The sequence below is a fragment of the Streptomyces albireticuli genome, from assembly GCF_002192455.1.
In the GTDB taxonomy this organism is placed as follows: Bacteria; Actinomycetota; Actinomycetes; order Streptomycetales; family Streptomycetaceae; genus Streptomyces; species Streptomyces albireticuli_B.
This window is the reverse complement of sequence record NZ_CP021744.1, coordinates 4419188-4443461: the sequence shown is the minus strand read 5'-3', so window position 1 is coordinate 4443461 and position 24274 is coordinate 4419188. Positions and strand designations below refer to the sequence as shown.

Annotated in this window: 23 protein-coding genes; 8 read left to right on the top strand and 15 right to left on the bottom strand. The window is 72.4% G+C overall.

What is annotated here, in order from left to right:
* Nucleotides 1–55: 55 nt before the first annotated feature.
* A complete protein-coding gene (locus tag SMD11_RS19285) occupies nucleotides 56–1762 on the bottom strand; it encodes a glycerol-3-phosphate dehydrogenase/oxidase (protein ID WP_087927625.1) in 1707 nt (568 codons plus the stop codon).
* Between the two features lie 248 nt (nucleotides 1763–2010).
* Between SMD11_RS19285 and SMD11_RS19280 the strand changes: the two genes are divergently transcribed.
* Entirely contained in the window at nucleotides 2011–3276 is a 1266-nt protein-coding gene (locus SMD11_RS19280; RefSeq protein ID WP_087927624.1) for a nucleotide sugar dehydrogenase, read from the top strand.
* Nucleotides 3277–3459: 183 nt separating this feature from the next.
* Here SMD11_RS19280 and SMD11_RS19275 read toward each other — a convergent pair whose 3' ends face one another.
* Nucleotides 3460–4611, bottom strand: coding sequence for a rod shape-determining protein (locus SMD11_RS19275; RefSeq protein ID WP_087927623.1), 1152 nt, complete (start codon nucleotides 4609–4611; stop codon nucleotides 3460–3462).
* A 98-nt stretch (nucleotides 4612–4709) separates the two neighbouring features.
* On the opposite strand from SMD11_RS19275, the gene SMD11_RS19270 reads away from it, so the two are divergent.
* Nucleotides 4710–5321: a hypothetical protein gene (locus SMD11_RS19270; protein WP_087927622.1), complete on the top strand. Its 612-nt coding sequence runs from the start codon at nucleotides 4710–4712 to the stop codon at nucleotides 5319–5321.
* Between the two features lie 82 nt (nucleotides 5322–5403).
* Here the strand turns inward: SMD11_RS19270 and SMD11_RS19265 are convergent, their stop codons facing one another.
* The 4 genes from SMD11_RS19265 to SMD11_RS19250 all read right to left on the bottom strand — a co-directional run bounded on the left by SMD11_RS19265 (nucleotide 5404) and on the right by SMD11_RS19250 (nucleotide 9869).
* Entirely contained in the window at nucleotides 5404–6531 is a 1128-nt protein-coding gene (locus tag SMD11_RS19265) for a GuaB3 family IMP dehydrogenase-related protein (RefSeq protein WP_087927621.1), read from the bottom strand.
* Nucleotides 6532–6638: 107 nt separating this feature from the next.
* The gene (gene guaB, locus SMD11_RS19260) at nucleotides 6639–8141 is read right to left on the bottom strand and encodes an IMP dehydrogenase (protein ID WP_087927620.1); all 1503 of its coding nucleotides are present in this window, start codon (nucleotides 8139–8141) and stop codon (nucleotides 6639–6641) included.
* Nucleotides 8142–8367: 226 nt separating this feature from the next.
* Nucleotides 8368–8970: a sigma-70 family RNA polymerase sigma factor gene (locus SMD11_RS19255; protein WP_087927619.1), complete on the bottom strand. Its 603-nt coding sequence runs from the start codon at nucleotides 8968–8970 to the stop codon at nucleotides 8368–8370.
* Nucleotides 8971–9257: 287 nt separating this feature from the next.
* Nucleotides 9258–9869, bottom strand: coding sequence for a response regulator transcription factor (locus tag SMD11_RS19250; RefSeq protein WP_003948568.1), 612 nt, complete (start codon nucleotides 9867–9869; stop codon nucleotides 9258–9260).
* Nucleotides 9870–10320: 451 nt separating this feature from the next.
* Between SMD11_RS19250 and SMD11_RS19245 the strand changes: the two genes are divergently transcribed.
* The gene (locus tag SMD11_RS19245) at nucleotides 10321–10632 is read left to right on the top strand and encodes a WhiB family transcriptional regulator (protein WP_087927618.1); all 312 of its coding nucleotides are present in this window, start codon (nucleotides 10321–10323) and stop codon (nucleotides 10630–10632) included.
* 186 nt (nucleotides 10633–10818) lie between these two features.
* On the opposite strand, the gene SMD11_RS19240 is transcribed toward SMD11_RS19245, so the two are convergent.
* Complete coding sequence (locus SMD11_RS19240; protein WP_087927617.1) at nucleotides 10819–11730, bottom strand: LysR family transcriptional regulator; 912 nt, start codon at nucleotides 11728–11730, stop codon at nucleotides 10819–10821.
* 88 nt (nucleotides 11731–11818) lie between these two features.
* Between SMD11_RS19240 and SMD11_RS19235 the strand changes: the two genes are divergently transcribed.
* Together SMD11_RS19235 and SMD11_RS19230 are read left to right on the top strand one after the other, a co-directional pair.
* The gene (locus SMD11_RS19235; RefSeq protein ID WP_087927616.1) at nucleotides 11819–12532 is read left to right on the top strand and encodes an MOSC domain-containing protein; all 714 of its coding nucleotides are present in this window, start codon (nucleotides 11819–11821) and stop codon (nucleotides 12530–12532) included.
* A gap of 72 nt (nucleotides 12533–12604) precedes the next feature.
* Nucleotides 12605–13378, top strand: coding sequence for an SDR family NAD(P)-dependent oxidoreductase (locus SMD11_RS19230; protein WP_087927615.1), 774 nt, complete (start codon nucleotides 12605–12607; stop codon nucleotides 13376–13378).
* A gap of 90 nt (nucleotides 13379–13468) precedes the next feature.
* On the opposite strand, the gene groL is transcribed toward SMD11_RS19230, so the two are convergent.
* The 3 genes from groL to SMD11_RS19215 all read right to left on the bottom strand — a co-directional run bounded on the left by groL (nucleotide 13469) and on the right by SMD11_RS19215 (nucleotide 16843).
* Entirely contained in the window at nucleotides 13469–15091 is a 1623-nt protein-coding gene (gene groL / locus SMD11_RS19225) for a chaperonin GroEL (protein ID WP_087927614.1), read from the bottom strand.
* 131 nt (nucleotides 15092–15222) lie between these two features.
* On the bottom strand, nucleotides 15223–15531 hold the full coding sequence (gene groES, locus SMD11_RS19220; protein ID WP_087927613.1) for a co-chaperone GroES: 309 nt from the start codon (nucleotides 15529–15531) through the stop codon (nucleotides 15223–15225).
* Nucleotides 15532–15934: 403 nt separating this feature from the next.
* Entirely contained in the window at nucleotides 15935–16843 is a 909-nt protein-coding gene (locus SMD11_RS19215; RefSeq protein WP_199843909.1) for a polysaccharide deacetylase family protein, read from the bottom strand.
* A 74-nt stretch (nucleotides 16844–16917) separates the two neighbouring features.
* Between SMD11_RS19215 and SMD11_RS19210 the strand changes: the two genes are divergently transcribed.
* Both SMD11_RS19210 and SMD11_RS19205 read left to right on the top strand, forming a co-directional pair.
* Nucleotides 16918–18126, top strand: a complete 1209-nt coding sequence (locus SMD11_RS19210; protein ID WP_087927611.1) for a THUMP-like domain-containing protein — start codon at nucleotides 16918–16920, stop codon at nucleotides 18124–18126.
* A 144-nt stretch (nucleotides 18127–18270) separates the two neighbouring features.
* Nucleotides 18271–19887, top strand: a complete 1617-nt coding sequence (locus SMD11_RS19205; RefSeq protein ID WP_087927610.1) for an MFS transporter — start codon at nucleotides 18271–18273, stop codon at nucleotides 19885–19887.
* 49 nt (nucleotides 19888–19936) lie between these two features.
* Here the strand turns inward: SMD11_RS19205 and SMD11_RS19200 are convergent, their stop codons facing one another.
* Genes SMD11_RS19200 through tsaB form a run of 4 tightly spaced genes read right to left on the bottom strand, consistent with a single transcriptional unit; the run spans nucleotide 19937 to nucleotide 22998 of the window.
* A complete protein-coding gene (locus SMD11_RS19200; RefSeq protein WP_087927609.1) occupies nucleotides 19937–20578 on the bottom strand; it encodes a hypothetical protein in 642 nt (213 codons plus the stop codon).
* On the bottom strand, nucleotides 20575–21702 hold the full coding sequence (tsaD, locus tag SMD11_RS19195) for a tRNA (adenosine(37)-N6)-threonylcarbamoyltransferase complex transferase subunit TsaD (RefSeq protein ID WP_087927608.1): 1128 nt from the start codon (nucleotides 21700–21702) through the stop codon (nucleotides 20575–20577). Before tsaD ends, SMD11_RS19200 begins: the two co-directional genes overlap by 4 nt.
* The gene (rimI, locus tag SMD11_RS19190; RefSeq protein WP_087927607.1) at nucleotides 21686–22333 is read right to left on the bottom strand and encodes a ribosomal protein S18-alanine N-acetyltransferase; all 648 of its coding nucleotides are present in this window, start codon (nucleotides 22331–22333) and stop codon (nucleotides 21686–21688) included. The genes tsaD and rimI overlap by 17 nt, the downstream gene beginning before the upstream one ends.
* Nucleotides 22330–22998: a tRNA (adenosine(37)-N6)-threonylcarbamoyltransferase complex dimerization subunit type 1 TsaB gene (tsaB, locus tag SMD11_RS19185; RefSeq protein WP_087927606.1), complete on the bottom strand. Its 669-nt coding sequence runs from the start codon at nucleotides 22996–22998 to the stop codon at nucleotides 22330–22332. Before tsaB ends, rimI begins: the two co-directional genes overlap by 4 nt.
* Before the next feature lie 129 nt (nucleotides 22999–23127).
* Here tsaB and SMD11_RS19180 point away from each other — a divergent pair, with 129 nt between their 5' ends.
* On the top strand, nucleotides 23128–23703 hold the full coding sequence (locus SMD11_RS19180) for a hypothetical protein (RefSeq protein WP_087927605.1): 576 nt from the start codon (nucleotides 23128–23130) through the stop codon (nucleotides 23701–23703).
* Nucleotides 23704–23972: 269 nt separating this feature from the next.
* Here the strand turns inward: SMD11_RS19180 and SMD11_RS19175 are convergent, their stop codons facing one another.
* A complete protein-coding gene (locus SMD11_RS19175; RefSeq protein WP_087927604.1) occupies nucleotides 23973–24179 on the bottom strand; it encodes a hypothetical protein in 207 nt (68 codons plus the stop codon).
* Between the last annotated feature and the right edge of the window lie 95 nt (nucleotides 24180–24274).

The following is a 24274-nucleotide window of genomic DNA, read 5'->3' as shown; positions in this document are numbered from 1 at the left end:
CCGAAGGGGCCTCACCCTGCCCTTCCCTCACCGGGGCCCCACGTCCCACGCCGCGCTACAGCGGCTGGATGTCCGGCGCACCCAGCCGGGCCGCGTCCGCCGTCAGGTCGTCCGGCTGACGCTGCGACTCCCGTTCCGCCTCCACCCGCTTCTCGTAGTGCTGAACCTCCTTCTCGATCTGCGCCTCGTCCCAGCCCAGGACGGGCGCCATCAGCCCGGCGGCCTCCCGCGCGCTGCGCGTGCCCCGGTCGAAGGTCTCGATCGAGATCCGGGTCCGGCGGGTGAGGACGTCGTCCAGGTGACGCGCGCCCTCGTGCGAGGCGGCGTAGACGACCTCCGCCCGCAGATAGTCCTCGGCGCCCGTGAGCGGCTCGCCCAGGGAGGGGTCGTCGGTGACGAGGGCCAGCAGCTCGTCGACCATCGAGCCGTAGCGGTTGAGCAGGTGCTCGACGCGGGCCACGTGCAGGCCCGTGCGCTGGGCGATCTGGGCGCGCCCGTTCCACAGCGCCTTGTACCCCTCGGCGCCCACCAGCGGCACGTCCTCCGTGACGCAGTCCGCGACCCGCTGCGCGAGCCCGTGCACCGCCTCGTCCACCGCGTCCTTCGCCATCACCCGGTACGTCGTGTACTTGCCGCCCGCCACGACCACCAGGCCGGGCACGGGGTGCGCCACGGTGTGCTCGCGCGAGAGCTTGCTCGTCGCGTCCGACTCCCCGGCCAGGAGGGGGCGCAGCCCCGCGTACACCCCCTGGACGTCGTCGCGGGTGAGGGGCACCGCGAGCACCTCGTTGACGTGCTCCAGCAGATAGTCGATGTCCGCGCTGGAGGCGGCCGGGTGCGCCTTGTCCAGGTCCCAGTCGGTGTCCGTGGTGCCGATGATCCAGTGCCTGCCCCAGGGGATCACGAAGAGCACGCTCTTCTCCGTGCGCAGGATCAGCCCGGTGGTGGAGTGGATGCGGTCCTTCGGCACGACCAGGTGGATGCCCTTGGAGGCCCGTACGTGGAACTGGCCGCGCTCGGCGATGAGCTTCTGGGTGTCGTCGGTCCACACTCCCGTGGCGTTGACGATCTGCCGGGCGCGGATCTCGAACTCGCCGCCCTGCTCGACGTCCAGGACGCGGGCGCCGACCACCCGTTCACCCTCCCGGAGGAAGCCGACCACGCGCGCCCGGTTCGCGGCGTCCGCGCCGTAGGCGGCGGCGGTGCGCACGAGGGTCGTCACATAGCGGGCGTCGTCCATCTGGGCGTCGTAGTACTGGAGCGCGCCGATCAGGGCGTCCTTGCGCAGGCAGGGCGCGACCCGCAGCGCGCGCTTGCGGGAGAGGTGCCGGTGGGTGGGCAGCCCGCGCCCGTGCCCGGAGGAGACCGACATGGCGTCGTAGAGGGCGACGCCCGAGCCGGCGTAGACGCGCTCCCAGGCGCGGTGCTGGAGGGGGTAGAGGAAGGGCACGGGCTTCACCAGGTGCGGTGCCAGCCGCTCCAGCAGCAGCCCGCGCTCCTTGAGCGCCTCGCGTACGAGCGCGAAGTCGAGCATCTCCAGATAGCGCAGCCCGCCGTGGATCAGCTTGCTGGACCGGCTGGAGGTGCCCGCCGCCCAGTCCCGCGCCTCGACGAGCCCGGTCGTGAGCCCCCGGGTGGCCGCGTCGAGCGCGGTACCCGCGCCGACGACGCCGGCGCCGACCACCAGGATGTCCAGTTCCCGCTCCGCCATCCGGGCGAGCGCCGCACCGCGCTCCGCCGGACCGAGTGTCGCCGTCCTCATCGCTGCCTCCCGCTTGACCGCTCTCGCTGCCGTCCACGAAGACGCTGATCGCCGCCGCTGTCGCCACTGCCCGTGCCACGGGCAGGCACACGTTCCCCTTCGATGCTGCCCCAGATCGGCCACTTTGGCCGCGCCGGCGACAGGTGTTCGCGAGCCACGCCGCGACAATCCCGAATAACAGTCATATATCCCCTTAACCTGAAGTAACTCGTCCAGGGATCGGCTCTCCGGGGAAGGACCGGCACGCCATGCCCGCAGATCTCGCCGTCATCGGACTGGGGCGGCTCGGTCTTCCCCTCGCCCAGGCCGCCACCGCCGCCGGCATCGACACCATCGGCTACGACCCCGACCCGCACACCGTCGCCGAGCTCCGCGCCGGCCGCCTGCCCTCGGAGGGCGCCGGCCTCACCGCCGCCGACGTCCGCCGCATGCTCGCGGCGGGCTTCCGCCCCACGACCGCGGACGCCGAGCTCGGCCGGGTCCGCACGGCCGTGATCTGCGTGCCCACCCGGCTCGGCGAGGACCGGGCCCTGGACCTGAGCGCGGTCGCCGCCGCGGCCGGGGCGCTCGCACGGCGGCTGCGCCCGCACACCACGGTGCTGCTGGAGTCCGCCGTCTACCCCGGCGCCACCGAGGAATACCTGCGTCCGCTGCTGGAGACCGGCTCCGGCCTCTGCGCCGGGCGCGACTTCCACCTCGCCTACTCCCCCAGCCGCGTCGACCCCGGCGACCGCCGGCACGGCTACGCCACCATCCCCAAGGTCATCGGAGGCCTCACCCCGGCCTGCACGGAGGCCGCCGCCACGTTCTACGGACGGATCTGCGAGAAGGTCGTACGCGCCCGGGGGCCGCGCGAGGCCGAGGCCGTCCGGGTCCTGGAGAGCAACTACCGGCACGTCAACATCGCCCTCGCCAACGAGATGGCGGTCTTCTGCCACGACATCGGCGTCGACCTGTGGGACGTCGTGCGCTGCGCCGAGACCAAGCCCTTCGGCTTCCAGGCGTTCCGCCCCGGGCCCGGCGTCGGCGGCCACGGCGTGCCCGTGGACCCCAATTACCTCTCCTACAAGGGCCGCAGCCTCGGCTACCCGCTGCGCATGGTCGAGCTCGCGCAGGAGGTCAACGGACGGATGCCGCGCTACGTCACCCAGCGCTGCGCCAAGCTCCTCAACGAGCACGGCAAGTCGGCGCGCGGCGCCCGCGTGCTCCTGCTCGGCGTCAGCTACAAGGCCGACACGGGCGACCAGGAGGGCTCACCCGCCCGCGAGATCGCCTCCCGGCTGATGGAGCTCGGCGCGCAGCTCAGCTACCACGACCCGTACGTGGCGCAGTGGAACCTGCTCGGGCGGCCGGTGCCGCGGGCGGACAGCCTCTACGAGGCGGCCGCGGCGGCGGATCTGACGGTGCTGCTCCAGCACCACCGGACGTACGACTTGCAGGGGCTGGCGGTGAAGGCGCAGCTGCTGCTGGACACGCGGGGGGCTACGCCGGCGGGGGCGGCGCATCGGTTGTGACGTGAGGGGCGGGCCAGGTGGGGTGCCGCCGCGCGGGGCCTTTTCCCCTACCCGCCCCTTCCCGCCGCATCCGATGTGCGGCTCCGCCGCGTGGCGGGGCTCCGCCCCGGACCCCGGTCCTCAAACGCCGGACGGGCTGAAGACCAGCCCGTCCGGTGAAAGCGGCTGCGGTCCGCCCGTCGCCTACAGCCTGCCCGTCCCCAGCAGACGGCTCGGCTGGGCGTCCAGGACCGTCTTCAGGGACGCGAAGTCCTCCACGCAACGGCCCGTGCCGATGGCGACGCAGTCCAGGGGTTCGTCCGCGATGATGACCGGGATGTCGAGCTCCTTGCTCAGCCGGACGTCCAGGCCGCGCAGGAGCGCGCCGCCGCCGGTGAGGACGATGCCGCGGTCCATGATGTCGCCGGCGAGCTCCGGCGGGGTCTCGTCCAGGGTCTGGCGGACCGCCATGACGATGGCGTCGACCGGCTCCGTCAGCGCGTGCCGGATCTCGTCCGCCGTCAGCTCCAGCGTCTTGGGCAGACCGCTGACCTGGTCGCGGCCACGGATCGTGAAGCGGTCCGGGGGCAGCAGGCCCTGGGTCTCCTCGGGGTCGCCCGCGTCCTCCAGGCCGTCGTTCTTCTCCAGCTGCTTGGCGAGCGCGGTGAGACCGGCCGCCGTCCAGGAGCCCGTCGGGGAGGCCGATCCGATGCTCATCTTGATCTCCTCGGCGGTGCGTTCACCGATCGCGAGGGAGAACTTCTTCTTCACGTAAGAGGTGATCGCCGCGTCCATCGCGTCCCCGGCGGTGCGCACCGAGCGCGCCGTGACGATGCCGCCCAGCGAGATCACCGCGACCTCGGTGGTGCCGCCGCCGACGTCGACGACCATGCAGCCGGTCGGCTCGCTGACCGGCAGCCCCGCGCCGATGGCCGCCGCCATGGGCTCCTCGACGAGGTGCACCTGACGTGCCCCGGCCTGGGACGCCGCCTCGATGACGGCTCGCCGCTCGACGCCCGTGATGCCCGAGGGCACGCACACGACGACGCGCGGGCGGGAGAAACGGCGGTTGCCCTGGACCTTCTTGATGAAGTGCCGCATCATGCGTTCGGCGATCTCGAAGTCGGCTATGACGCCGTCGCGCAGCGGGCGGACCGCGACGATGTTCGAAGGGGTGCGGCCGATCGTCTCCTTGGCCTCGAAACCCACCGACAGCACACTGCCGTCCTCGGCGTTGACGGCGACAACCGATGGCTCGTTGAGCACTACCCCCTTACCCCGGACGTACACCAGCGTGTTCGCCGTGCCGAGGTCGATCCCCATGTCCCTGCCGCTGAACGACTTGCTTTGCGCCATAAGTTGCCATTATTCCTTACGGTCGAACTTTTATACGGAGTTCACACCGGCGTGCTCGCTGTCGGTGACACCGCACCACCTATCCCGGGGGAACCCACATGAGCCAGCCCTGGCAGCAGCCGCAGCAGCCGAACCCGTACGGCCAGCAGCCGCCGCAGCAGCCTTACGGACAGCAGCCCGGCCCTCAGCAGCCGTACGCGCAGCCCCAGCCGCAGCCCTACGCCCAGCCCCAGCCGCCTTACGGCGCACCCCAGGCCCCCTACGGCGCCCCCGGCGGCTTCCCGCCGCCGCCCGCCCCCGTCCGCCGGGGCAACCCGGGCCTCGCCGTCGTCCTCGCGATCGTCGCGATGCTGGTCGGCTCGGGCGTGTACGGCGCCGTCCTGAAGGCGACCGACGGCGGCCAGATCGGTTACATGGCCGTGGTGACCGGTGCCCTCATCGGCCTGGCCCTCGGCAAGGTCGGCGGCCGGGCGCCCGCGCTGCCCGCCGTCGGCGCGGTCCTCGGCGCGGCCGGCGTCTACCTCGGGCAGGTCTTCGGCATCTCGCTGGCCCTCTCCGACGCCGCGAACATCCCGCTGATGGACGTGCTCGTCGACCACTTCGACGTCGTGAACCGGGCGTGGAAGGAGAACCTGGAGCCCATCGACGCGCTCTTCTACTTCCTCGGCGGCGCGGGCGCCTTCCAGGTGACCCGCAAGCTCGCCGGCTGAGCCCCGCTGTCCCGGCGGCCGCCGGGACAGCGCGAAGGGCCCGGACCGCGATGCGGTCCGGGCCCTTCGTGTCGCTACGGGATCAGCGGTTGTCGTGCTGCGACGGTGCGACCGTCACCTCGACCCGCTGGAACTCCTTGAGCTCGCTGTAGCCCGTGGTCGCCATGGCGCGGCGCAGGGCGCCGAACATGTTCATCGACCCGTCGGGGGTGTGCGAGGGACCGGTGAGGATCTCCTCGGTGGAGCCGACCGTGCCCAGGTTCATGCGCTTGCCGCGCGGCACGTCCTCGTGGACGGCCTCCATGCCCCAGTGGTAGCCGCGGCCCGGCGCGTCGGTGGCGCGGGCGAGCGGGGAGCCCATCATCACGGCGTCGGCACCGCAGGCGATGGCCTTCGGCAGGTCGCCGGACCAGCCCACGCCGCCGTCGGCGATGACGTGGACGTAGCGGCCGCCGGACTCGTCCATGTAGTCCCGGCGGGCGGCGGCCACGTCGGCGACGGCGGTCGCCATCGGGACCTGGATGCCCAGGACGTTACGGGTGGTGTGGGCGGCGCCGCCGCCGAAGCCGACGAGGACACCCGCGGCGCCGGTGCGCATCAGGTGCAGCGCGGCGGTGTACGTGGCGCAGCCGCCGACGATCACCGGGACGTCGAGCTCGTAGATGAACTGCTTCAGGTTCAGCGGCTCGGCGGCGCCGGAGACGTGCTCGGCGGAGACCGTGGTGCCGCGGATCACGAAGATGTCCACGCCGGCGTCCACGACGGCCTTGGAGAACTGCGCGGTGCGCTGCGGGGAGAGCGCGGCGGCGGTCACGACACCGGAGTCGCGGACCTCCTTGATGCGCTGCCCGATCAGCTCCTCCTTGATCGGAGCCGCGTAGATCTCCTGGAGGCGCTTGGTGGCCGCGGTCTCGTCCAGCTCGGCGATCTCCGCGAGCAGCGGCTCGGGGTCCTCGTAGCGGGTCCAGAGGCCCTCGAGGTTGAGCACGCCCAGGCCGCCCAGCTCGCCGATGCGGATGGCGGTCTCGGGCGAGACGACCGAGTCCATCGGGGCGGCCAGGAACGGCAGCTCGAAGCGGTAGGCGTCGATCTGCCAGGCGATCGAGACCTCCTTGGGGTCGCGGGTACGGCGACTCGGGACGACGGCGATGTCGTCGAACGCGTACGCCCGGCGGCCGCGCTTGCCGCGCCCGATCTCGATCTCAGTCACGTGTGTGGCCTTTCCTTCTACGTCCTGCCGCATCCAGTATCCCCGACGCGGCGGAGCCCGCGGCCTGAGCGGTCGCGGGCTCCGTAAAGCGCTTGAAACGCGGACTACTACCGGCGGGAGTAGTTCGGCGCCTCGGTGGTCATCTGGATGTCGTGCGGGTGGCTCTCCTTGAGGCCGGCCGCGGTGATCCGGACGAAGGTGCCCTTGTCCTTGAGCTCCTGGACGTTCGCCGAGCCGACGTAGCCCATGGAGGCGCGGAGGCCGCCGATGAGCTGGTGGGCGACGGACGCCAGCGGGCCGCGGTACGGGACCTGGCCCTCGATGCCCTCGGGGACGAGCTTGTCCTCGGAGAGGACGTTGTCCTGGAAGTAGCGGTCCTTGGAGAACGAGCGGGCCTGGCCGCGGGACTGCATCGCGCCCAGCGAGCCCATGCCGCGGTAGGACTTGAACTGCTTGCCGCTGATGAAGACCATCTCGCCCGGCGACTCCTCGCAGCCCGCGAGCAGCGAGCCGAGCATCACCGTGTCGGCACCGGCGGCGATCGCCTTGGCGATGTCGCCGGAGTACTGGAGACCGCCGTCGCCGATGAGCGGCACACCGGCCGCGTGGCACGCCTGGGCGGCCTCGTAGATCGCGGTGACCTGCGGGACGCCGATGCCGGCGACGACGCGGGTGGTGCAGATCGAGCCCGGGCCGACGCCGACCTTGACGCCGTCGCAGCCGGCGTCGATCAGCGCCTGGGCGCCGTCGCGGGTGGCGACGTTGCCGCCGATGACGTCGACGGCGATGTTGGACTTGACCTTGGCGATCATGTCGAGGATGCCGCGGCTGTGGCCGTGGGCGCTGTCCACGACCAGGAAGTCGGCCCCGGCCTCCACGAGCGCCTGGGCGCGCTCGTAGGCCTCGGCACCGACGCCCACGGCGGCACCGACGACCAGGCGGCCCTCGGAGTCCTTGGCGGCGTTCGGGTACTTCTCGGCCTTGACGAAGTCCTTGACCGTGATGAGGCCCTTGAGCACACCGGCGTCGTCGACCAGCGGAAGCTTCTCGATCTTGTGCCGGCGGAGCAGCTCGATGGCGTCCTCGCCGGAGATCCCGACCTTGCCCGTGACCAGCGGCATCGGCGTCATGACCTCGCGCACCTGGCGGCCGCGGTCCAGCTCGAAGGCCATGTCGCGGTTGGTGACGATGCCGAGCAGCTTGCCCGCGGGGTCGGTGACCGGGACACCGCTGATGCGGAACTTCGCGCACAGCGCGTCCGCCTCGGCGAGCGTGGCGTCCGGGCGGACCGTGATCGGGTCCGTGACCATGCCGGACTCGGAGCGCTTGACCAGGTCGACCTGGTTGGCCTGGTCCTCGATGGAGAGATTGCGGTGCAGCACGCCGGCGCCACCCTGGCGGGCCATGGCGATCGCCATGCGCGCCTCGGTGACCTTGTCCATCGCCGCGGAGAGCAGCGGGATGTTCACCCGGACGTTGCGCGAGACCCGGGAGGAGGTGTCGACGGCGTTCGGCAGGACCTCCGAAGCGCCCGGCAGCAGCAGGACGTCGTCATAAGTCAGACCGAGCATCGCGAATTTCCCGGGCATTCCGTCGACGTTGTCAGTCATGACACCTTCCCAAATGGTCTTGCCCCAGCGCGGACTCCCATGCTAACGGCCGCGACACGTGTCCCATTCCACGACGGCTGAGTCCCGCGTCACTTGGACGTTCGCACCAAACAGGCCGCGCACCGCCCCCGGCACCCACACGGATCACCGAGCGGATCACGGGCCCGGACGCCGCCCGTGACACCTTCCGGGCACCGCCCTCCCACCGCTCGGATCACCGCGCCGGTCACTGCTCGGCGAGCGCCCGGAGCCTGCTCAGCGCCCGGTGCTGGGCGACCCGCACGGCACCCGGCGACATGCCCAGCATCTGGCCCGTCTCCTCCGCCGTCATGCCGATGGCGACCCGCAGCAGGACCAGCTCGCGCTGGTTCTCCGGGAGATTGGCCAGCAGCTTCTTGGCCCACTCGGCGTCGCTGCTGAGCAGCGCGCGCTCCTCGGGGCCGAGCGAGTCGTCCGGCTGCTCGGGCATCTCGTCCGAGGGGACGGCCGTGGAACCGGGGTGGCGCATGGCGGCCCGCTGGAGATCGGCGACCTTGTGCGCGGCGATGGCCACGACGAAGGCCTCGAAGGGGCGCCCGGTGTCGCGGTAGCGCGGCAGGGCGCAGAGCACGGCGAGGCAGACCTCCTGCGCGAGGTCGTCCACGAAGTGGCGGGCGTCACCCGGGAGCCGGGAGAGCCGGGTGCGGCAGTAGCGCAGCGCGAGGGGGTGGACCAGGGCCAGCAGATCGTGCGTCGCCCTCCGGTCGCCCTCGACCGCGCGGGCGACGAGGGCGCCGATCTCCCCGGGAGCGGTGGCCGCGGGGGGTCCCGTCGTATCGTCGTCGCGCATCGGTCCATGGTGCCTTGAAACCGGACTTTCCGCGGCACCGAGTCCGCTCTCCCGTCCGTGGTCCCGTCCGTAGTCCTGTACCGATGCGTTGTGAGCGGGTGCGCCGGCAGTCATCTCCCGCGCCCTCCCATCACGCCCGACCGAGCCGTCCCCGAGGAACTCCATACTCCAAGGATGCGGCAGCGCGCGGGAAACGTGCAGCGGACCGGACGGCCGCAGTGGTCCGCCCCGTCCGTCGCGCGACGGACGGGGTGCCTCACTCCCCCGCTGCGCTGCACGTCAGGCGCCTAGCGGACCAGGCCCCAGCGGAATCCGAGCGCCACGGCGTGCGCCCGGTCCGATGCACCCAACTTCTTGAACAGACGTCGCGCGTGGGTCTTCACCGTGTCCTCGGAGAGAAACAGCTCACGGCCGATCTCGGCGTTGGACCGGCCGTGGCTCATTCCTTCGAGGACCTGGATCTCCCGCGCGGTGAGCGTGGGCGCCGCCCCCATCTCGGCCGACCGCAGCCGGCGCGGGGCGAGCCGCCACGTCGGGTCGGCGAGGGCCTGCGTCACGGTGGCCCGCAGTTCGGCACGCGAGGCGTCCTTGTGCAGATAGCCCCGCGCCCCGGCGGCGACCGCGAGCGCGACACCGTCGAGGTCCTCGGCGACCGTGAGCATGATGATGCGGGCGCCGGGGTCCGCGGAGAGCAGCCGGCGCACCGTCTCCACACCGCCGAGTCCGGGCATCCGTACGTCCATCAGAATGAGGTCCGAACGATCGGCGCCCCAGCGGCGGAGGACTTCCTCGCCGTTGGCCGCCGTCGTCACACGCTCGACGCCGGGCACGGTCGCCACCGCACGGCGGAGCGCCTCTCGGGCAAGCGGGGAATCGTCGCAGACGAGGACGGATGTCATGACCGTCCTCCGCAGCTGATGCGCGTCACCTTGAGCCTCCAGGCTGGTACTGATCGTCACCTGTGCGATCGACGACTCTCGGGTCAGTTCGGACATCTGCCCGACTGCTTCATCCGTCAACCGCCTCCGCCCTCTCAACGACGGTCACCCGAAAGAGTTACGGGCTCGGTCGGCCACCTTCGGCACTCTACGTGAGGGCGCGGACACGGAGCAGGGCGCATTGGGGGCGCCCTTCCCGGCGCGCAAGCGATGCCCCATTTGCCCACGCGGAGCAGTTTTTCTTCCCATTTGCCGGTGTCTATGACTAGATTCGCAATCAGTCATATTTACATCCGCTTGCTTGGCGGTTGTAAGGGCACAGGTAGTGCGTCCGCATCTGATCGCTCGTACCGGGTCACCGCGCCGGATCCTCCGGCGGGTCGCCCCGGAGGATCGCTTCGAGGGGATAGCAATGGCAGATTTCTCCCGCCTTCCCGGTCCCAACGCCGACCTGTGGGACTGGCAGCTCCTGGCCGCCTGCCGCGGGGTCGACAGCTCTCTGTTCTTCCATCCCGAAGGCGAACGCGGCGCGGCCCGCAGCGCGCGCGAGACCTCGGCCAAGGAGGTGTGCATGCGCTGCCCGGTACGCGCCGAGTGCGCGGCGCACGCCCTGGCCGTACGGGAGCCCTACGGCGTGTGGGGCGGCCTGACCGAGGACGAGCGTGAGGAGCTCATGGGCCGCGCGCGACACCGGGTCATCGCCGTGAGTACGACCGGTGCCTAGCCGCCACCGGGACACCGCCATAAGTGCCACCGGTGCCTGACCGTCACCGGGGCCTCGTCATGAGCACCACCGGTGCGTAGCCGGCACCGGGACCTCGGCACGACCGCCGCCGCCGCGTAGCCGCTGACAGGACCGGCGCCGGAGCCGGTCACAGAGCCGCCGCCGGAGCCGCCGGGCGCGCAGCCGCTAGCGCGCGGCCGCCGCCACCAGTTCGTCCAGCATCGCCGCGACCGCCGGCACCCTGGCCAGGTCCGGCAGGGTGAGGGCCACGATCTCGCGCTGCACCACCGGCTCGACCGGTACCGTCCGGGCGCCCTTCGGCCGGACCGCCGCCAGCGCCAGCTCGGGCATCACCGCGACCCCGAGACCCGCCCCGACCAGCCCGAACACCGACGGATAGTCATCGGTCGCGAAGTCGATCCGCGGGGTGAAGCCGGTGCTCTCGCACACCTCCACCAGGTGCCGCCGGCAGCGCGGGCAGCCCGCGATCCACGACTCGTCGGCCAGCTCGGCCATCCCGATCCGCTCGGCCCCCGCCAGCCGGTGCCCCTCCGGCACCACGCCCACGAGGCGGTCGGTCAGCAGCGGCCGGACGACCAGGTCCTCCCACTCCGTGCCCGCGGCCGGGTCCGAGCCGCGCACCTCGGGGTAGCGGAAGGCCAGCGCGATCTCGCAGTCGCCCTCGCGCAGCATCTCCACCGACCGCGGCGGCTCGGCCTCGACCAGGGAGACCCGGGTACCCGGGTGCGCCGCCCGCATCTGCGCCAGCGCGCCGGGCACCAGCGTCGAGCTGCCGCTGGGGAAGGACACCATCCGCACCCGCCCGGCCCGCAGCCCGGCGATCGCCGCGACCTCCTCCTCGGCCGCGGTGAGCCCGGCCAGGATCCCGGAGGCGTGCCGCACCAGGGCCTCGCCGGCCTGGGTCAGCCGCATCTCCCGGCCCGTGCGGATCAGCAGCGGGGTGCCCGCGGACTGCTCCAGGGCCTTCATCTGCTGGCTGACGGCGGGCTGGGTGCAGCCCAGTTCGCGGGCCGCGGCCGAGAACGAACCGGTGGCGGCCACCGCGCGCAGCACCCTCAGATGACGAGCCTCGATCATGCCTTGAGCATAAGACCACCTTGGACCCGGAGTGAAATGACGCCAAATACCTTTGAGACCCTGTACGGGTCTCCCCTAGCCTTTGGCCATGTCTTCGCCTTCCGTGTCCTTGCCCTCACCCTCGCCTTCTCCCGCGCCCTCGCTGCTCTCCGTGAACGTCGGCCGTGACACCACCGACGAGCTCACCGGCTTCACGCCCGGTCTGCGCACCGGCATCGACAAGCGCCCGGTGGCCGGACCCGTCGCCGTGGCCGCGCCCGGCCCCCGGGGCGTGGGCGGCAGCGGACTGGCCGGCGACACCATCACCCACCTGCACCTGCACGGCGGCGACGACCAGGCCGTCTACGCGTACGCCCGCGAGGACCTCGACCGCTGGCAGCGGGAGCTGGGCCGGGCGCTGCCCGACGGGACCTTCGGCGAGAACTTCACCACCCAGGGGATCGACGTCAGCGGCGCGCTCGTCGGCGAGCGCTGGCGCGTCGGCCCGGAGCTGGTGCTGGAGGTGACGTCACCCCGCATCCCCTGCCGGATGTTCGCCGACTGGCTGGGCGAACAGGGCTGGATGAAGCGCTTCACCCAGGCCGCGGTCCCCGGCGCCTACCTTCGGGTGATAACCCCCGGGGAGGTCCGTGCGGGTGATCCCGTCACGGTCGTCCACCGCCCCGCCCACTCCGTCACGGTCTCCTTCCTGTTCCGCGCGAGCACCACGGAACGGACCCTGCTGCCCGACGTTTTGGCTGCTGGTGACGCGCTCCCCGAGGCGACTCGGGAGAAGGCGCTGGCCTACCGGGCGAGCGCCTGACGATGGCTTGAAGATCCACCCCGAAGGGACCGCGGCGGCACGCCCGGCGCCGCCGGGCTCTAACGTGCCGGTATGACGACTGTATTGATCACAGGCGCGACCGCCGGGATCGGCGCCGCGTTCGCCCGCCGGCTGGCGGGCGAGGGCCACGACCTCGTGCTGGTGGCCCGTAACGAGGAGCGGCTCGGCGAGCAGGCGACCGAACTCCACGACCGGCACGGCGTGGAGGTGGAGGTGCTCGCCGCGGACCTGTCCGAGGACAAGGGCATCGAGGCGGTGGAGGACCGGCTCCGTGACCCCGCGCGCCCGGTGCACCTGCTGGTCAACAACGCGGGCTTCGGCAACAAGGGCCGCTTCCTCGAGGTCTCGATGGCCGACGAGCTGAAGATGCTCAAGGTGCACTGCGAGGCGGTGCTGCGGCTGACGGCCGCAGCGACCGAGGCGATGCGCGAGCGCCACCGGGGCGCGGTCATCAACGTCGCCTCCGTGGCGGCGTTCGTGCCGCGCGGCACGTACGGGGCGAGCAAGGCGTGGGTCGTGCAGTTCACCCAGGGCGTGGCGCGGGACATGGCCGGCAGCGGGGTGCGGCTGATGGCGCTGTGCCCCGGTTTCGTGCGGACGGAGTTCCACGAGCGGGCCGGCATGGGGACGGACAACGTGCCCGGCTGGCTGTGGCTGGACGCGGACAAGCTGGTGGGGGCGGCGCTGCGGGACCTGGGCCACGGCAAGACGCTGTCCGTTCCGGACCCCCGGTACAAGGCGATCACGGGCCTGATGAAGCTGGCGCCGCACCGGGTCGTGTCGCGGGCGTCGTCCACGACGGGCCGTAAGTACGGACCGAAGTAGCCGGTACGGGAAACGGCCGAGGCCCGGCACCCCCCGAAGGGGTGCCGGGCCTCGGTGCGTCAGGCGCGCGACCAGCCGGGGGTACCGGAACTAGTGGGCGTGACCGTGGCCGTGACCGGCCTCGGCCTCCTCCTCGGCCGGCTTCTCGACGACCAGGGTCTCGGTCGTGAGCAGCAGGGAGGCGATGGAGGCGGCGTTCTCCAGGGCGGAGCGGGTGACCTTGACCGGGTCGATGACGCCGGCCTTCACCAGGTCGCCGTACTCGCCGGTCGCGGCGTTGAAGCCCTGGCCCTTGTCGAGCTCGGAGACCTTCGAGGTGATGACGTAGCCCTCGAGGCCGGCGTTCTCGGCGATCCAGCGCAGCGGCTCGACGGCGGCGCGGCGGACCACGGCGACACCGGTGGCCTCGTCGCCGGTCTTGTCGAGGTTGCCCTCGAGGACCTTGACGGCGTGGACGAGCGCGGAGCCACCACCGGAGACGATGCCCTCCTCGACCGCGGCGCGGGTCGCGGAGATGGCGTCCTCCAGACGGTGCTTCTTCTCCTTGAGCTCGACCTCGGTGGCCGCACCCACGCGGATGACGCAGACGCCACCGGCGAGCTTGGCGAGGCGCTCCTGGAGCTTCTCGCGGTCCCAGTCGGAGTCCGTGGACTCGATCTCGGCCTTGATCTGGGCGACGCGGCCCTCGACGTCACCGGAGTTGCCGCCACCGTCGACGATGGTGGTGTCGTCCTTGGTGATCGTCACGCGGCGGGCGGTGCCCAGCACGTCCAGACCGGCCTGGTCGAGCTTGAGGCCGACCTCCTCGGCGATGACGGTGGCACCGGTGAGGGTGGCCATGTCGCCGAGCATCGCCTTGCGGCGGTCACCGAAGCCGGGGGCCTTGACGGCCACGGCGTTGAAGGTGCCACGGATCTTGTTGACGACGAGGGTGGAGAGCGCCTCGCCCTCGACGTCCTCGGCGATGATCAGCAGCGGCTTGCTGGCGCCGGCCTGGATGACCTTCTCCAGCAGCGGCAGCAGGTCCTGGATCGAGGCGATCTTGCCCTGGTGGATCAGGATGTACGGGTCGTCGAGGACGGCCTCCATACGCTCCTGGTCGGTCACCATGTAGGGGGACAGGTAACCCTTGTCGAAGGCCATGCCCTCGGTGAAGTCGAGCTCCAGGCCGAAGGTGTTCGACTCCTCGACGGTGATGACGCCGTCCTTGCCGACCTTGTCCATCGCCTCGGCGATGAGCTCGCCGACCTGCTTGTCCTGGGCGGACAGGGCGGCGACGGCGGCGATGTCGGACTTGTCCTCGATCGGACGGGCGGTCGCGAGCAGCTCGTCGGAGACGGCCTTGACCGCGGCGTCGATGCCCTTCTTCAGGGCGGCCGGGGAGGCGCCGGCGGCGACGTTGCGCAGACCCTCGCGGACCAGCGCCTGGGCCAGCACGGTCGCGGTGGTGGTGCCGTCACCCGCGATGTCGTTGGTCTTGGTCGCCACCTCCTTGACGAGCTGGGCGCCCAGGTTCTCGTACGGGTCGTCGAGCTCGACCTCGCGCGCGATGGTGACACCGTCGTTGGTGATGGTCGGGGCACCGAACTTCTTGTCGATGACGACGTTGCGGCCCTTGGGGCCGATCGTCACCTTGACCGTGTCGGCCAGCTTGTTGACGCCGCGCTCGAGGGCGCGACGGGCATCCTCGTCGAACTTCAGGATCTTCGCCATGAGTTGCTTCAAGTCCTCTCAAACGAACTGCGCCCTGGTGCCCAATTGTCGAAATGACACGGGGACCAGGGCACAGATCACATCAAACGGGGTGCAGCACCGGCCCGGGGAGCGACCCCCGGACCCCCGGCTTACTTCTCGATGATCGCGAGAACGTCGCGAGCCGAGAGAACGAGGTACTCCTCGCCGTTGTACTTCACCTCGGTGCCGCCGTACTTGCTGTAGAGCACGACATCGCCGACGGAGACGTCGAGCGGAAGGCGGTTGCCCTCCTCGAAGCGGCCCGGGCCCACGGCCAGGACGACGCCCTCCTGGGGCTTCTCCTTGGCGGTGTCCGGAATGACCAGGCCCGAGGCCGTGGTCTGCTCGGCGTCGAGCGGCTGGACCACGATGCGGTCCTCGAGCGGCTTGATGGCAACCTTGGAGCTGGTGGTCGTCACGATCCGACCTCCCCCTTCGGAGATCTCACGGGGTTATCTGTCTGAGGTGGCGACCAGGAGCATCCGTCGTCGCGGGTGCCGGATCCTGCCCGTCGCTGCGGCTGGCACTCCCGAGTGGAGAGTGCCAACGGAGCCGAGACTATGACGCGGTTAGCACTCGGTCAAGCGGAGTGCCAATTCGCCGTGCGGCGGGCTCGCATTTCACCCCTGGGGGTAAGCACCCGCCGGGCGGGTTCCGGAGCGGGCCCGGCCGCGTCGCGCGGGGTGCGCGCACGGCGTTCCGGCCGGTCGGGGCGGCGCGCCCCGGCGTCCCGGCGCGGAGGTGGATCTGCCCGCGCGCCGGGGGTCGTAATCCTCCGGATTCCCCGCACGGCGCCCACGGCGCCGCTCCGTGCGCCCGGCCCTACACGTAATCCTCCAGGCGGGCCACCGTGAACCCCTGCCGCTGGATGCTGCGCAGCATGTTGGTGACGTGCTCGGTCATGGACGTGCCCTTGAGCTCCCGCGGCCCGCGGAAGTGCGCCAGCACGATGTCGCCCGCGCGCAGCTTGCCGCCGTCCGCGTAGCGCATGTCGTTGATCTGCATCGTCGCCTCCCACAGCACGACCGCCTTCACACCGCAGCCGCCCGCGGCCGTCAGCGTGGCGTCGTCGAGGTTGCCGTAGGGCGGGCGGAAGAGGGGCGGGCGCGTGCCGAACCGCTTCTCCAGCGCCTCCTGCTGCCCGCACACCTCCCGGCGCTGTGCCTCGGGCGACAGGGTGCGGAGGTTGGGGTGCGAGAGGGTGTGGTTGTGCACGCCGTTGCGCTTCCCTCCGGCGCCCGCCTCGCCCCGCAGCTGCTCGAAGTAGTCGTAGCCGCGGCCCGCGCGGGCGATGTCGTCCGTGAGGAACATGGAGAACGGCAGCTTGAGGTCCTTGGCCATCTTCACGAATTCGGGGTCCTTCTCGGCCCCGTCGTCGAAGGTCACGAAGACGACCTTGTCCTGGGTGGGCACCCGCTTGACGACCTTGGGCGCGTCGCCCGGCCGCATCCCGTCCGTCAGCTTCGCCGCGGGCGGCTTCGGGGGCGCGGCGAGCGGCTTGTCGAGCCCCCAGCGGCGGTAGGTCTCCGGATCCGGCGCGGCGCTCGGGGAGGCCGCGCCCGTGCCCGTACGGGAGGGCGAGCCGGCCGCCTCGTCCGGGCCGGAGGAGGATCCCGGCGACCCCGAGCAGCCCGCGAGCAGTCCGGCCAGGAGCAGGGCCGCGGCGCAGGCGGGACCGGTGGTACGGAGACGGCGGCGGGGGGCCCGGAGGCCGGATATGGAGGGGCTCACCCTTCCGATTGTTGTTCATGTATTCGAGTGACGATCCCGTCCGGTCCTCCGTCCGGGGCGCGCCGTCGGCGAGAATGAGACACGTGCCCGCACCGAACACGCAGACCGCTGCCAGCCTCGACGCCTTCGCCGCCCTCCGCACCGACGAGGGCCGGCAGCTCCTCGCGGGGCTCCGCGACCACGACCCCGCCCAGGAGCTCGCCACGGCGACCCGGCTGCGCCGGGACCACCCCGCCGAGCTGGTCTCGGCGGCCCTCGGGCAGGCCCGGCTGCGGCAGCGCGCGGTCGCGAAGTTCGGCCCCGAGGACGCGTACCGCATGTTCTTCACCCCGAACGGCGTCGAGCAGTCCACCAGGAAGTCCGTCGCCGAGTACCGCGCCGCCCGCTTCGCCGGGCTCGGCATCCGTTCGGTGGCCGATCTCTGCTGCGGCATCGGCGGCGACGCGATCGCCCTGGCCCGGCTGGGCATCCGCGTCCTGGCCGTCGACCGCGACCCGCTGACGTGCGAGGTCGCCCGGGCCAACGCCGAGGCGCTGGGGCTCGCGGAGCTGATCGAGGTGCGCCGCGCGGATGTCGCGGAGATCGACACCGCGGGGTACGACGCCGTCTTCGTCGACCCCGCGCGGCGGGGCGGCCGGGGCCGGATCTTCGACCCCGAGGCGTATTCGCCGCCGCTCTCCTGGGCGGTCGGGGCGGCGCTCAAGGCCCCGCACGCCGCCCTCAAGATCGCCCCGGGTGTCCCCCACGAGGCCGTCCCGGAGGAGGCCGAGGCCGAGTGGATCTCGGACGGCGGCGATGTGAAGGAGGCCGTGCTCTGGTTCGGCACGGCCCCGGGCACCCGGCGCGCGACGCTGCTGCCCGGCCCGCACACACTGGTGGGCGCCGGGCTCCCGGACCCGGCCGTGCGCCCCGTGGGCCGCTATCTCTACGAGCCGGACGGCGCGGTGATCCGCGCGCACCTGGTCGCGGACGTCGCGGAGCGGGTGTCGGGCGGGCTCGTCGACGAGACGATCGCGTACGTGACATCGGACCACCTGGTGGAGACGCCGTACGCCGCGGCGTACGAGATCACCGACGTCCTGCCCTTCAACCTGAAGAAGCTCAAGGCGCTGCTGCGCGAGCGGAAGGTCGGCGTCGTGACCGTGAAGAAGCGCGGCTCGGCGGTGGAGCCGGAGGAGCTCCGCAAGAAGCTCAAGCTCGACGGCGCGAACTCCTGCACGATCCTGCTCACCCGGGTGGCCGGTGCCCCGACGATGCTGCTGGGGCACCCGGCGCGCGCGTAGCGCCCACCCCCGTCACTCGAATGGCCGCCTCCGGGTAGCGGCCTTACGGTGGACGAAGGGTGCGAACCGCACCCTTCCGCGGGCCCACGAAGTCTTCGTGGGCCGGGCCACGGCGCGCTCGCGCGCGCAGGACGCACCACCGCCATGACGAACTCCCAGCCGACACCACTTCCGGCCACGGGCCCCGGCGATCCGGGGCCCGGCACCGCACACGCGCGCGGCAACGGCGCCGCGCTCCTCGTCATCGCCTCGTGCCAGCTGATGGTGGTCCTCGACATCACCATCGTGAACATCGCCCTGCCGCACATCCAGAGCGCACTGCACTTCTCCACCACCAGCCTGGCCTGGGTGGTCAACGCCTACACCCTCACCTTCGGCGGACTGCTGCTCCTCGGCGGCAGGGCCGGTGACATCCTCGGCCGGCGCCGGGTCTTCGTCTTCGGCGTGCTGCTGTTCGTCCTCGCCTCCCTGCTCGGCGGCCTGGCCCAGGACTCCCACCAGTTGCTCGCCGCCCGCGCGCTCCAGGGCGTGGGCGGCGCGATCGCCTCACCGACCGCGCTCGCCCTGATCACCACCACCTTCACCGAAGGCCCCGCCCGCAACAGGGCGTTCGGCGTCTTCGCCGCGGTGTCCGCGGGCGGCGGCGCCATCGGCCTGCTGGCGGGCGGCATCCTCGTCGAGTGGCTGGACTGGCGCTGGGTGCTCTTCGTGAACGTCCCCATCGGCCTGCTCATCGCCCTCGCCACGCCCCGCTGCATCAGCGAGTCCGAACGCCACCCCGGCCACTTCGACCTCACCGGCGCCCTCACCTCGACCTGCGGCATGGCCCTGCTCGTCTACGGCTTCATCCGCGCCGCCCAGGAGGGCTGGCGGGACGGCATCACCCTGGCCTCGTTCGGCGCGGCGCTCCTCTTCCTCGCGGCGTTCGTCCTCGTCGAGTCGCGTTCGAAGCAACCGATCACCCCGCTGAGGATGTTCGCCGACCGCAACCGGGCGGGCACCTACGGGATCATGCTGAGCCTCGCCGCCGCGATCTTCGGCATGTTCTTCTTCCTCACCCTGTTCGTGCAGAACGTCCTGGGCTTCAGCCCGCTGCGGGCCGGGCTCGCCTTCCTGCCGGTCAGCGCGGTCATCGCCGTCGGCGCGGGCATCGCCTCCCAGCTCCTGCCGCGCTACGGGCCGAAGCCCTTCATGGTGGCCGGCGCGATCCTGGCGGCCGGCGGACTGAGCTGGCTGACCCTCACCGACGTCCACTCCACGTACCTGGGCAGCGTCCTCGGCCCGATGCTCGTCTTCAGCCTGGGCATGGGCATGCAGTTCGTCTCGCTCACCCTGATGGCCGTCTCCGGCGTCCCCGCACACGAGTCGGGCGCGGCGTCCGGCCTGCTCAACGCCACCCAGCAGGTGGGCGGTTCGCTGGGCCTGTCCATCCTGGTCACGGTCTTCGGCACGGCCAGCCGCGACGAGGCCCGCACCCAGGTCCCCCGCTTCCTCGAAACCGCCACCCCACCGGAGCGCCTGGCCTTCCAGCGCACGGGTCAGCTGCCGCGCCCGTGGTCGGACGAGGTGCTGACCTCCGGGGTCTCGGCGGCCTTCGTCGTCGCGGCGGCGTTCACGGTGGTCGCGGCGGTGATCGCGCTGCTGGCGATCCAGGTGCGGCCGTCGGACCTGCGACGCCTGCGGGGCGGCCCGTCCGAGGCGGAGGCCGGGGCCGCGGAGACCATGGACGCGACGGGGATGAGCGGATGGCGGCCGGACTAGCGGAAGACGCCCGCCGGAACCGCGTCCGGCCGGTCCGCCGCCCGGCGGCTCACCCGTGGCGCGGGACCGGGCCGCCGTTCACGCTCTCCATCCCCCGCGTCCACCGCCGGTGTGCCAGCGCCTTCGCCACCCCCTGCGCCCCCGCCACCGCCAGCGGCCCCGTGCAGCCCACCGCGTAGGCGTACGTCGACCCGTCGATCTCCCCCGGCGGCCGCGAGAGGACCTCCGCCACGTAGGCGCAGCCGACGACCACCGCGCCGGCCGACGGCAGCAGCGACATCAGCAGCCAGAACCAGGTCAGGCCCGCCGCCCGGTACGCCTGGTCGCCGTACGGGTCGCGGTCCAGGGCCGTCCAGCGGCGCAGCCGGTCGCGGGCCCGGCGGTCCTCGCGGAGGCCGGAGGCGATGCCGAGGACCGCGGGGACGGCCGCGCAGCCGGCCAGGAGGAGGAAGGCCGCCGCGTGGGCGTAGCGGACCACGCCGCCGTCCGCCGCGGCTTCGAGGCCCAGCACGGCGAACACCCAGCCGAGGATCGTCAGGGCGGTCAGCAGCCACAGGAGCAGCAGCCGCTGCGGTGCCAGCTGGGCGTGGACGAGGTGGCCGATCGCCCGGGCCCGGTCGGCGAGCAGGGACGGGCGGTCGGGCCAGGTGCGTATGTGCGCGGGGGGAGGGGGCGGCGGCAGGGCGGTCATGCGTCGTAGAGGTTCCTCTTGCTCAGTTCGTGTACGTGGTCGTGCGTGTGGGAGCCGTGCGGGTCGCCGGGGCCCGCGGGGACGTGCGGCTCCGTCACGGGCAGCGAGGAGTCGGCCGACAGCCCCCACGAGGACGCCGTGCGGCCCCGCGCGACCATCTCCGCGCCCAGCGCCGCGACCATGGCGCCGTTGTCCGTGCACAGCTTCGGGCGGGGCACGCGCAGCGTGATGCCCGCGGCCTCGCAGCGGCGGGCGGCCAGGGCCCGCAGCCGGGTGTTGGCGGCGACGCCGCCGCCGATCATGAGGTGGTCGACGCCGTTGTCCGTGCAGGCCCGGACGGCCTTGCGGGTGAGGACGTCGACGACGGCCTCCTGGAAGGACGCGGCGACGTCCGCGACCGGCACCTCCTCGCCGGCCGCCCGCTTGGCCTCGATCCAGCGGGCGACGGCGGTCTTCAGGCCGGAGAAGGAGAAGTCGTAGACGGGGTCGCGCGAGCCGGTCAGACCGCGGGGGAAGCGGATCGCGTCGGGGTCGCCCTCGCGGGCGTAGCGGTCGATGACGGGGCCGCCGGGGAAGCCGAGGTGCAGGACGCGGGCGACCTTGTCGAAGGCCTCGCCCGCGGCGTCGTCGACCGTCGAGCCCAGGGGCCGGACGTCGGAGGTGATGTCGGGGGCCAGCAGCAGCGAGGAGTGGCCGCCGCTGACCAGCAGGGCCATGGTCGGCTCGGGCAGCGCGCCGTGTTCGAGCTGGTCCACACAGATGTGCGAGGCGAGGTGGTTGACGCCGTAGAGGGGCTTGCCGAGGGCGTACGCGTACGCCTTCGCCGCCGCGACACCGACGAGCAGGGCGCCCGCGAGGCCGGGGCCGGCCGTGACGGCGATGCCGTCGAGGTCGCGGGCGCGGACGCCCGCCTCCTTCAGCGCCCGCTCGATGGTCGGGACCATCGCCTCCAGGTGGGCGCGGCTCGCGACCTCGGGGACGACGCCGCCGAAGCGGGCGTGTTCGTCGACGCTGGAGGCGACGGCGTCGGCGAGGAGGGTGTGGCCGCGGACGATGCCGACACCCGTCTCGTCGCAGGAGGTCTCGATGCCTAGGACAAGGGGTTCATCAGCTCTCAGGGCCATGGGGGGTACCTCGCACTGCCGAGTCGGGGTCGGTGAGGCGCATGACGAGGGCATCGACGTTACCGGGCTGGTAGTAGCCGCGGCGGACACCGACGGGTTCGAATCCGAAGCGTTCGTAGAGCCGCTGGGCGCGGGTGTTGTCCACCCGGACCTCCAGGAGCACCTCGCGGCACTCGAAGGCGGTCGCGGTGGCGAGCAGCTCGGTGAGCAGGCGGGCACCCAGGCCGGTGCCCCAGTGGTCGTAGGCGACGGCGATGGTCTGGACGTCACCGGTGCCGTCGATCGCGGCGAGGCCGGCGTAGCCGACGATCCGGCTGCCGGGGCCCGTGCCGGACGCGCCCGCGCCCGTCGGCTCGTCGGTGGCGCTCATATGGCGGCCCGCCACGCCCGCGGGGCCGGAGCCAGGGGCGCCGCCCTCGGCGGGGCCGGGGGCGGTCTCGGGCGCGGCGCCCGGGTCGGTCCACTCGGCCACCACGTAGCGGCGGTTGGCGCCCGCGCCGCGGGCGTGCGCCAGCTCGGACCAGAACAGGCCCTTCGACCAGGCGTCGTCCGGGAAGAGCGCCCGCTCCAGCTCCAGCACGGGCGCGATGTCCCACCAGCGCATCTCGCGGATCCGCACCGTGCCGGTCACTGCGGGGTGACCACCTTGTAGTTGGCCGGCACCTTGGCGTCCGGACGGCGCAGGTACAGCGGCTGGTCCGGCAGGAACTCGCCGCCCGCGCGGAGCTTCTCCGCGGCCAGGGAGGCCAGCGCGCCCGCGTACTGGTGCTCGGGCATGTCGGCCCGTACGTCCGTGAAGGCGTCGGGGTAGAGCACGGCGCCCGCGCCGATGGCGGTGAGGCCCGCGAGCGGCTCGGTGAGGTCGGCGGGGCGGTCCACGGCGGGCTCGGTGACCCGGGTGCGGGCGTCGGCGTACCGGGCCCAGTAGACCTCCTTGCGGCGGGCGTCCGTCGCGACGACGAATTCGCCCTCCAGCCCGGCCTGGCCGGCGGCGTAGGCGATGCCGTCCAGGGAGCACAGGCCGTGGACGGGGACGGACAGCGCGGCGCCGAACGTCGCGGCGGTCACGATGCCGACGCGCAGGCCGGTGTACGGGCCGGGGCCGACGCCGACGACGATGCCGGTCACGGCGTCCAGCGTGCGGCCGGCCTCGCCGAGCACCCGGTCGACGGCCGGGAGCAGCAGCTCACCGTGCCTGCGGGCGTCCACCTGACGCGATTCGGCGATGACTTTGTCGCCGTCGTGGAGAGCGACGGTGACGGCGGGAGTGGCGGTATCAAGAGCGAGCAGCAGCACACTGACAGCCTACGGCGCGCCACGGGGCGGGCGGTGCCCGCGCCCGCCCGCGCCGAGGGCGCGGCGGGGGCGTACGCGGGTGCTACGGTCAGCCGCATAGCCGTACGCAGGACGAAAGGGTGCGCAGCCGTGGCACGCAGTTCGGGGATCATCGTGGCCGCGCTCACCGCCGCGGCGCTGGGCGGCGTCGGTTTCCTCGCCTTCCAGGCCGAGGCCGCGCCCGACCGCCCGCGCCCGTCCGCCTCCTCGCCGTCCGGCAAGGAGAAGGACCAGGGTCAGGACGCGGCGGCCCAGGACAAGGCCGCCAAGGAGAAGGCCGCGACCGAGCTCCCCGCGAACTCCGGCACCGGCGCCCGCGTCGTCTACGCCCTCGCGCAGAAGCGGGTCTGGCTGGTCGGCCCCGACGGCAAGGTCACCCGCACCTTCGAGGTCGCCCCCAGCACCGTGAACCCCCCGGTCGGCCCGTACAAGGTCACTTCCCGTGACCCCACGGGCCTGGGCTCGGACGGCACCCGGGTCGAGCACATCGTGCGCTTCCACCGGGACGCGAACGGGGTGGTGTTCGGCTTCAGCGCGGCGGTGGACGGGTCCTCGCCGGACCCAGCGTCGACGAAGAAGACGGGCGGCATCCGGGAGAAGCCGGCGGACGGTCTGGCGCTGTGGAATGTGGCGGTGAACGGGGCGAAGGTGGTCGTGGTCCCGTAGGGACGGATCTTTCCCCTACCCGCCCCTTCCCGGAACCGGGGAGATCCCCGGGCCCCCGGCCGCGCTACGCGCGGTGGCCTCAATCGCCGGCCGGGCTGGATTTCGCCCCTGCCCGCGGCCCGCTTTCCCCTCTGCCAGGGGTGGCTTCCTGCCCGTTCCGGGCGACAGCTCAGCCCGTCCACCGGGGTCCGGGGCAGGGCCCCGGTTCAGGCAGGGGCGGGGTGAGGAAAAGGCCCGCCGCAGGCGTCACCCTTACCCCGTACGGGCGACTACGCCGCGTCCCGCTCCCCGTCCTCGGAATCCTCACGCGCCTCCGGCGCGCGCGGCGGCGTCGACACCGCGTCCGCCGCCGCACAGGCCGCCAGCAGATCCCTCATCGACATGGCCGGACGCCGCGCGCCACTCAGCTCCTCGGGGCGGCGGTTCTCGTGGGCCGCGGCGGCAGCAGGCTCGGCAGCAGGCTCGTGGGCCGACATGAATGCCTCCTGGGGCAGCTGGGCAAGGTTAGGTAGACCTAACCGTGTCTCTGCCTCCATGTGACCACGCCTGATACCACCCGCGCAACATCTTG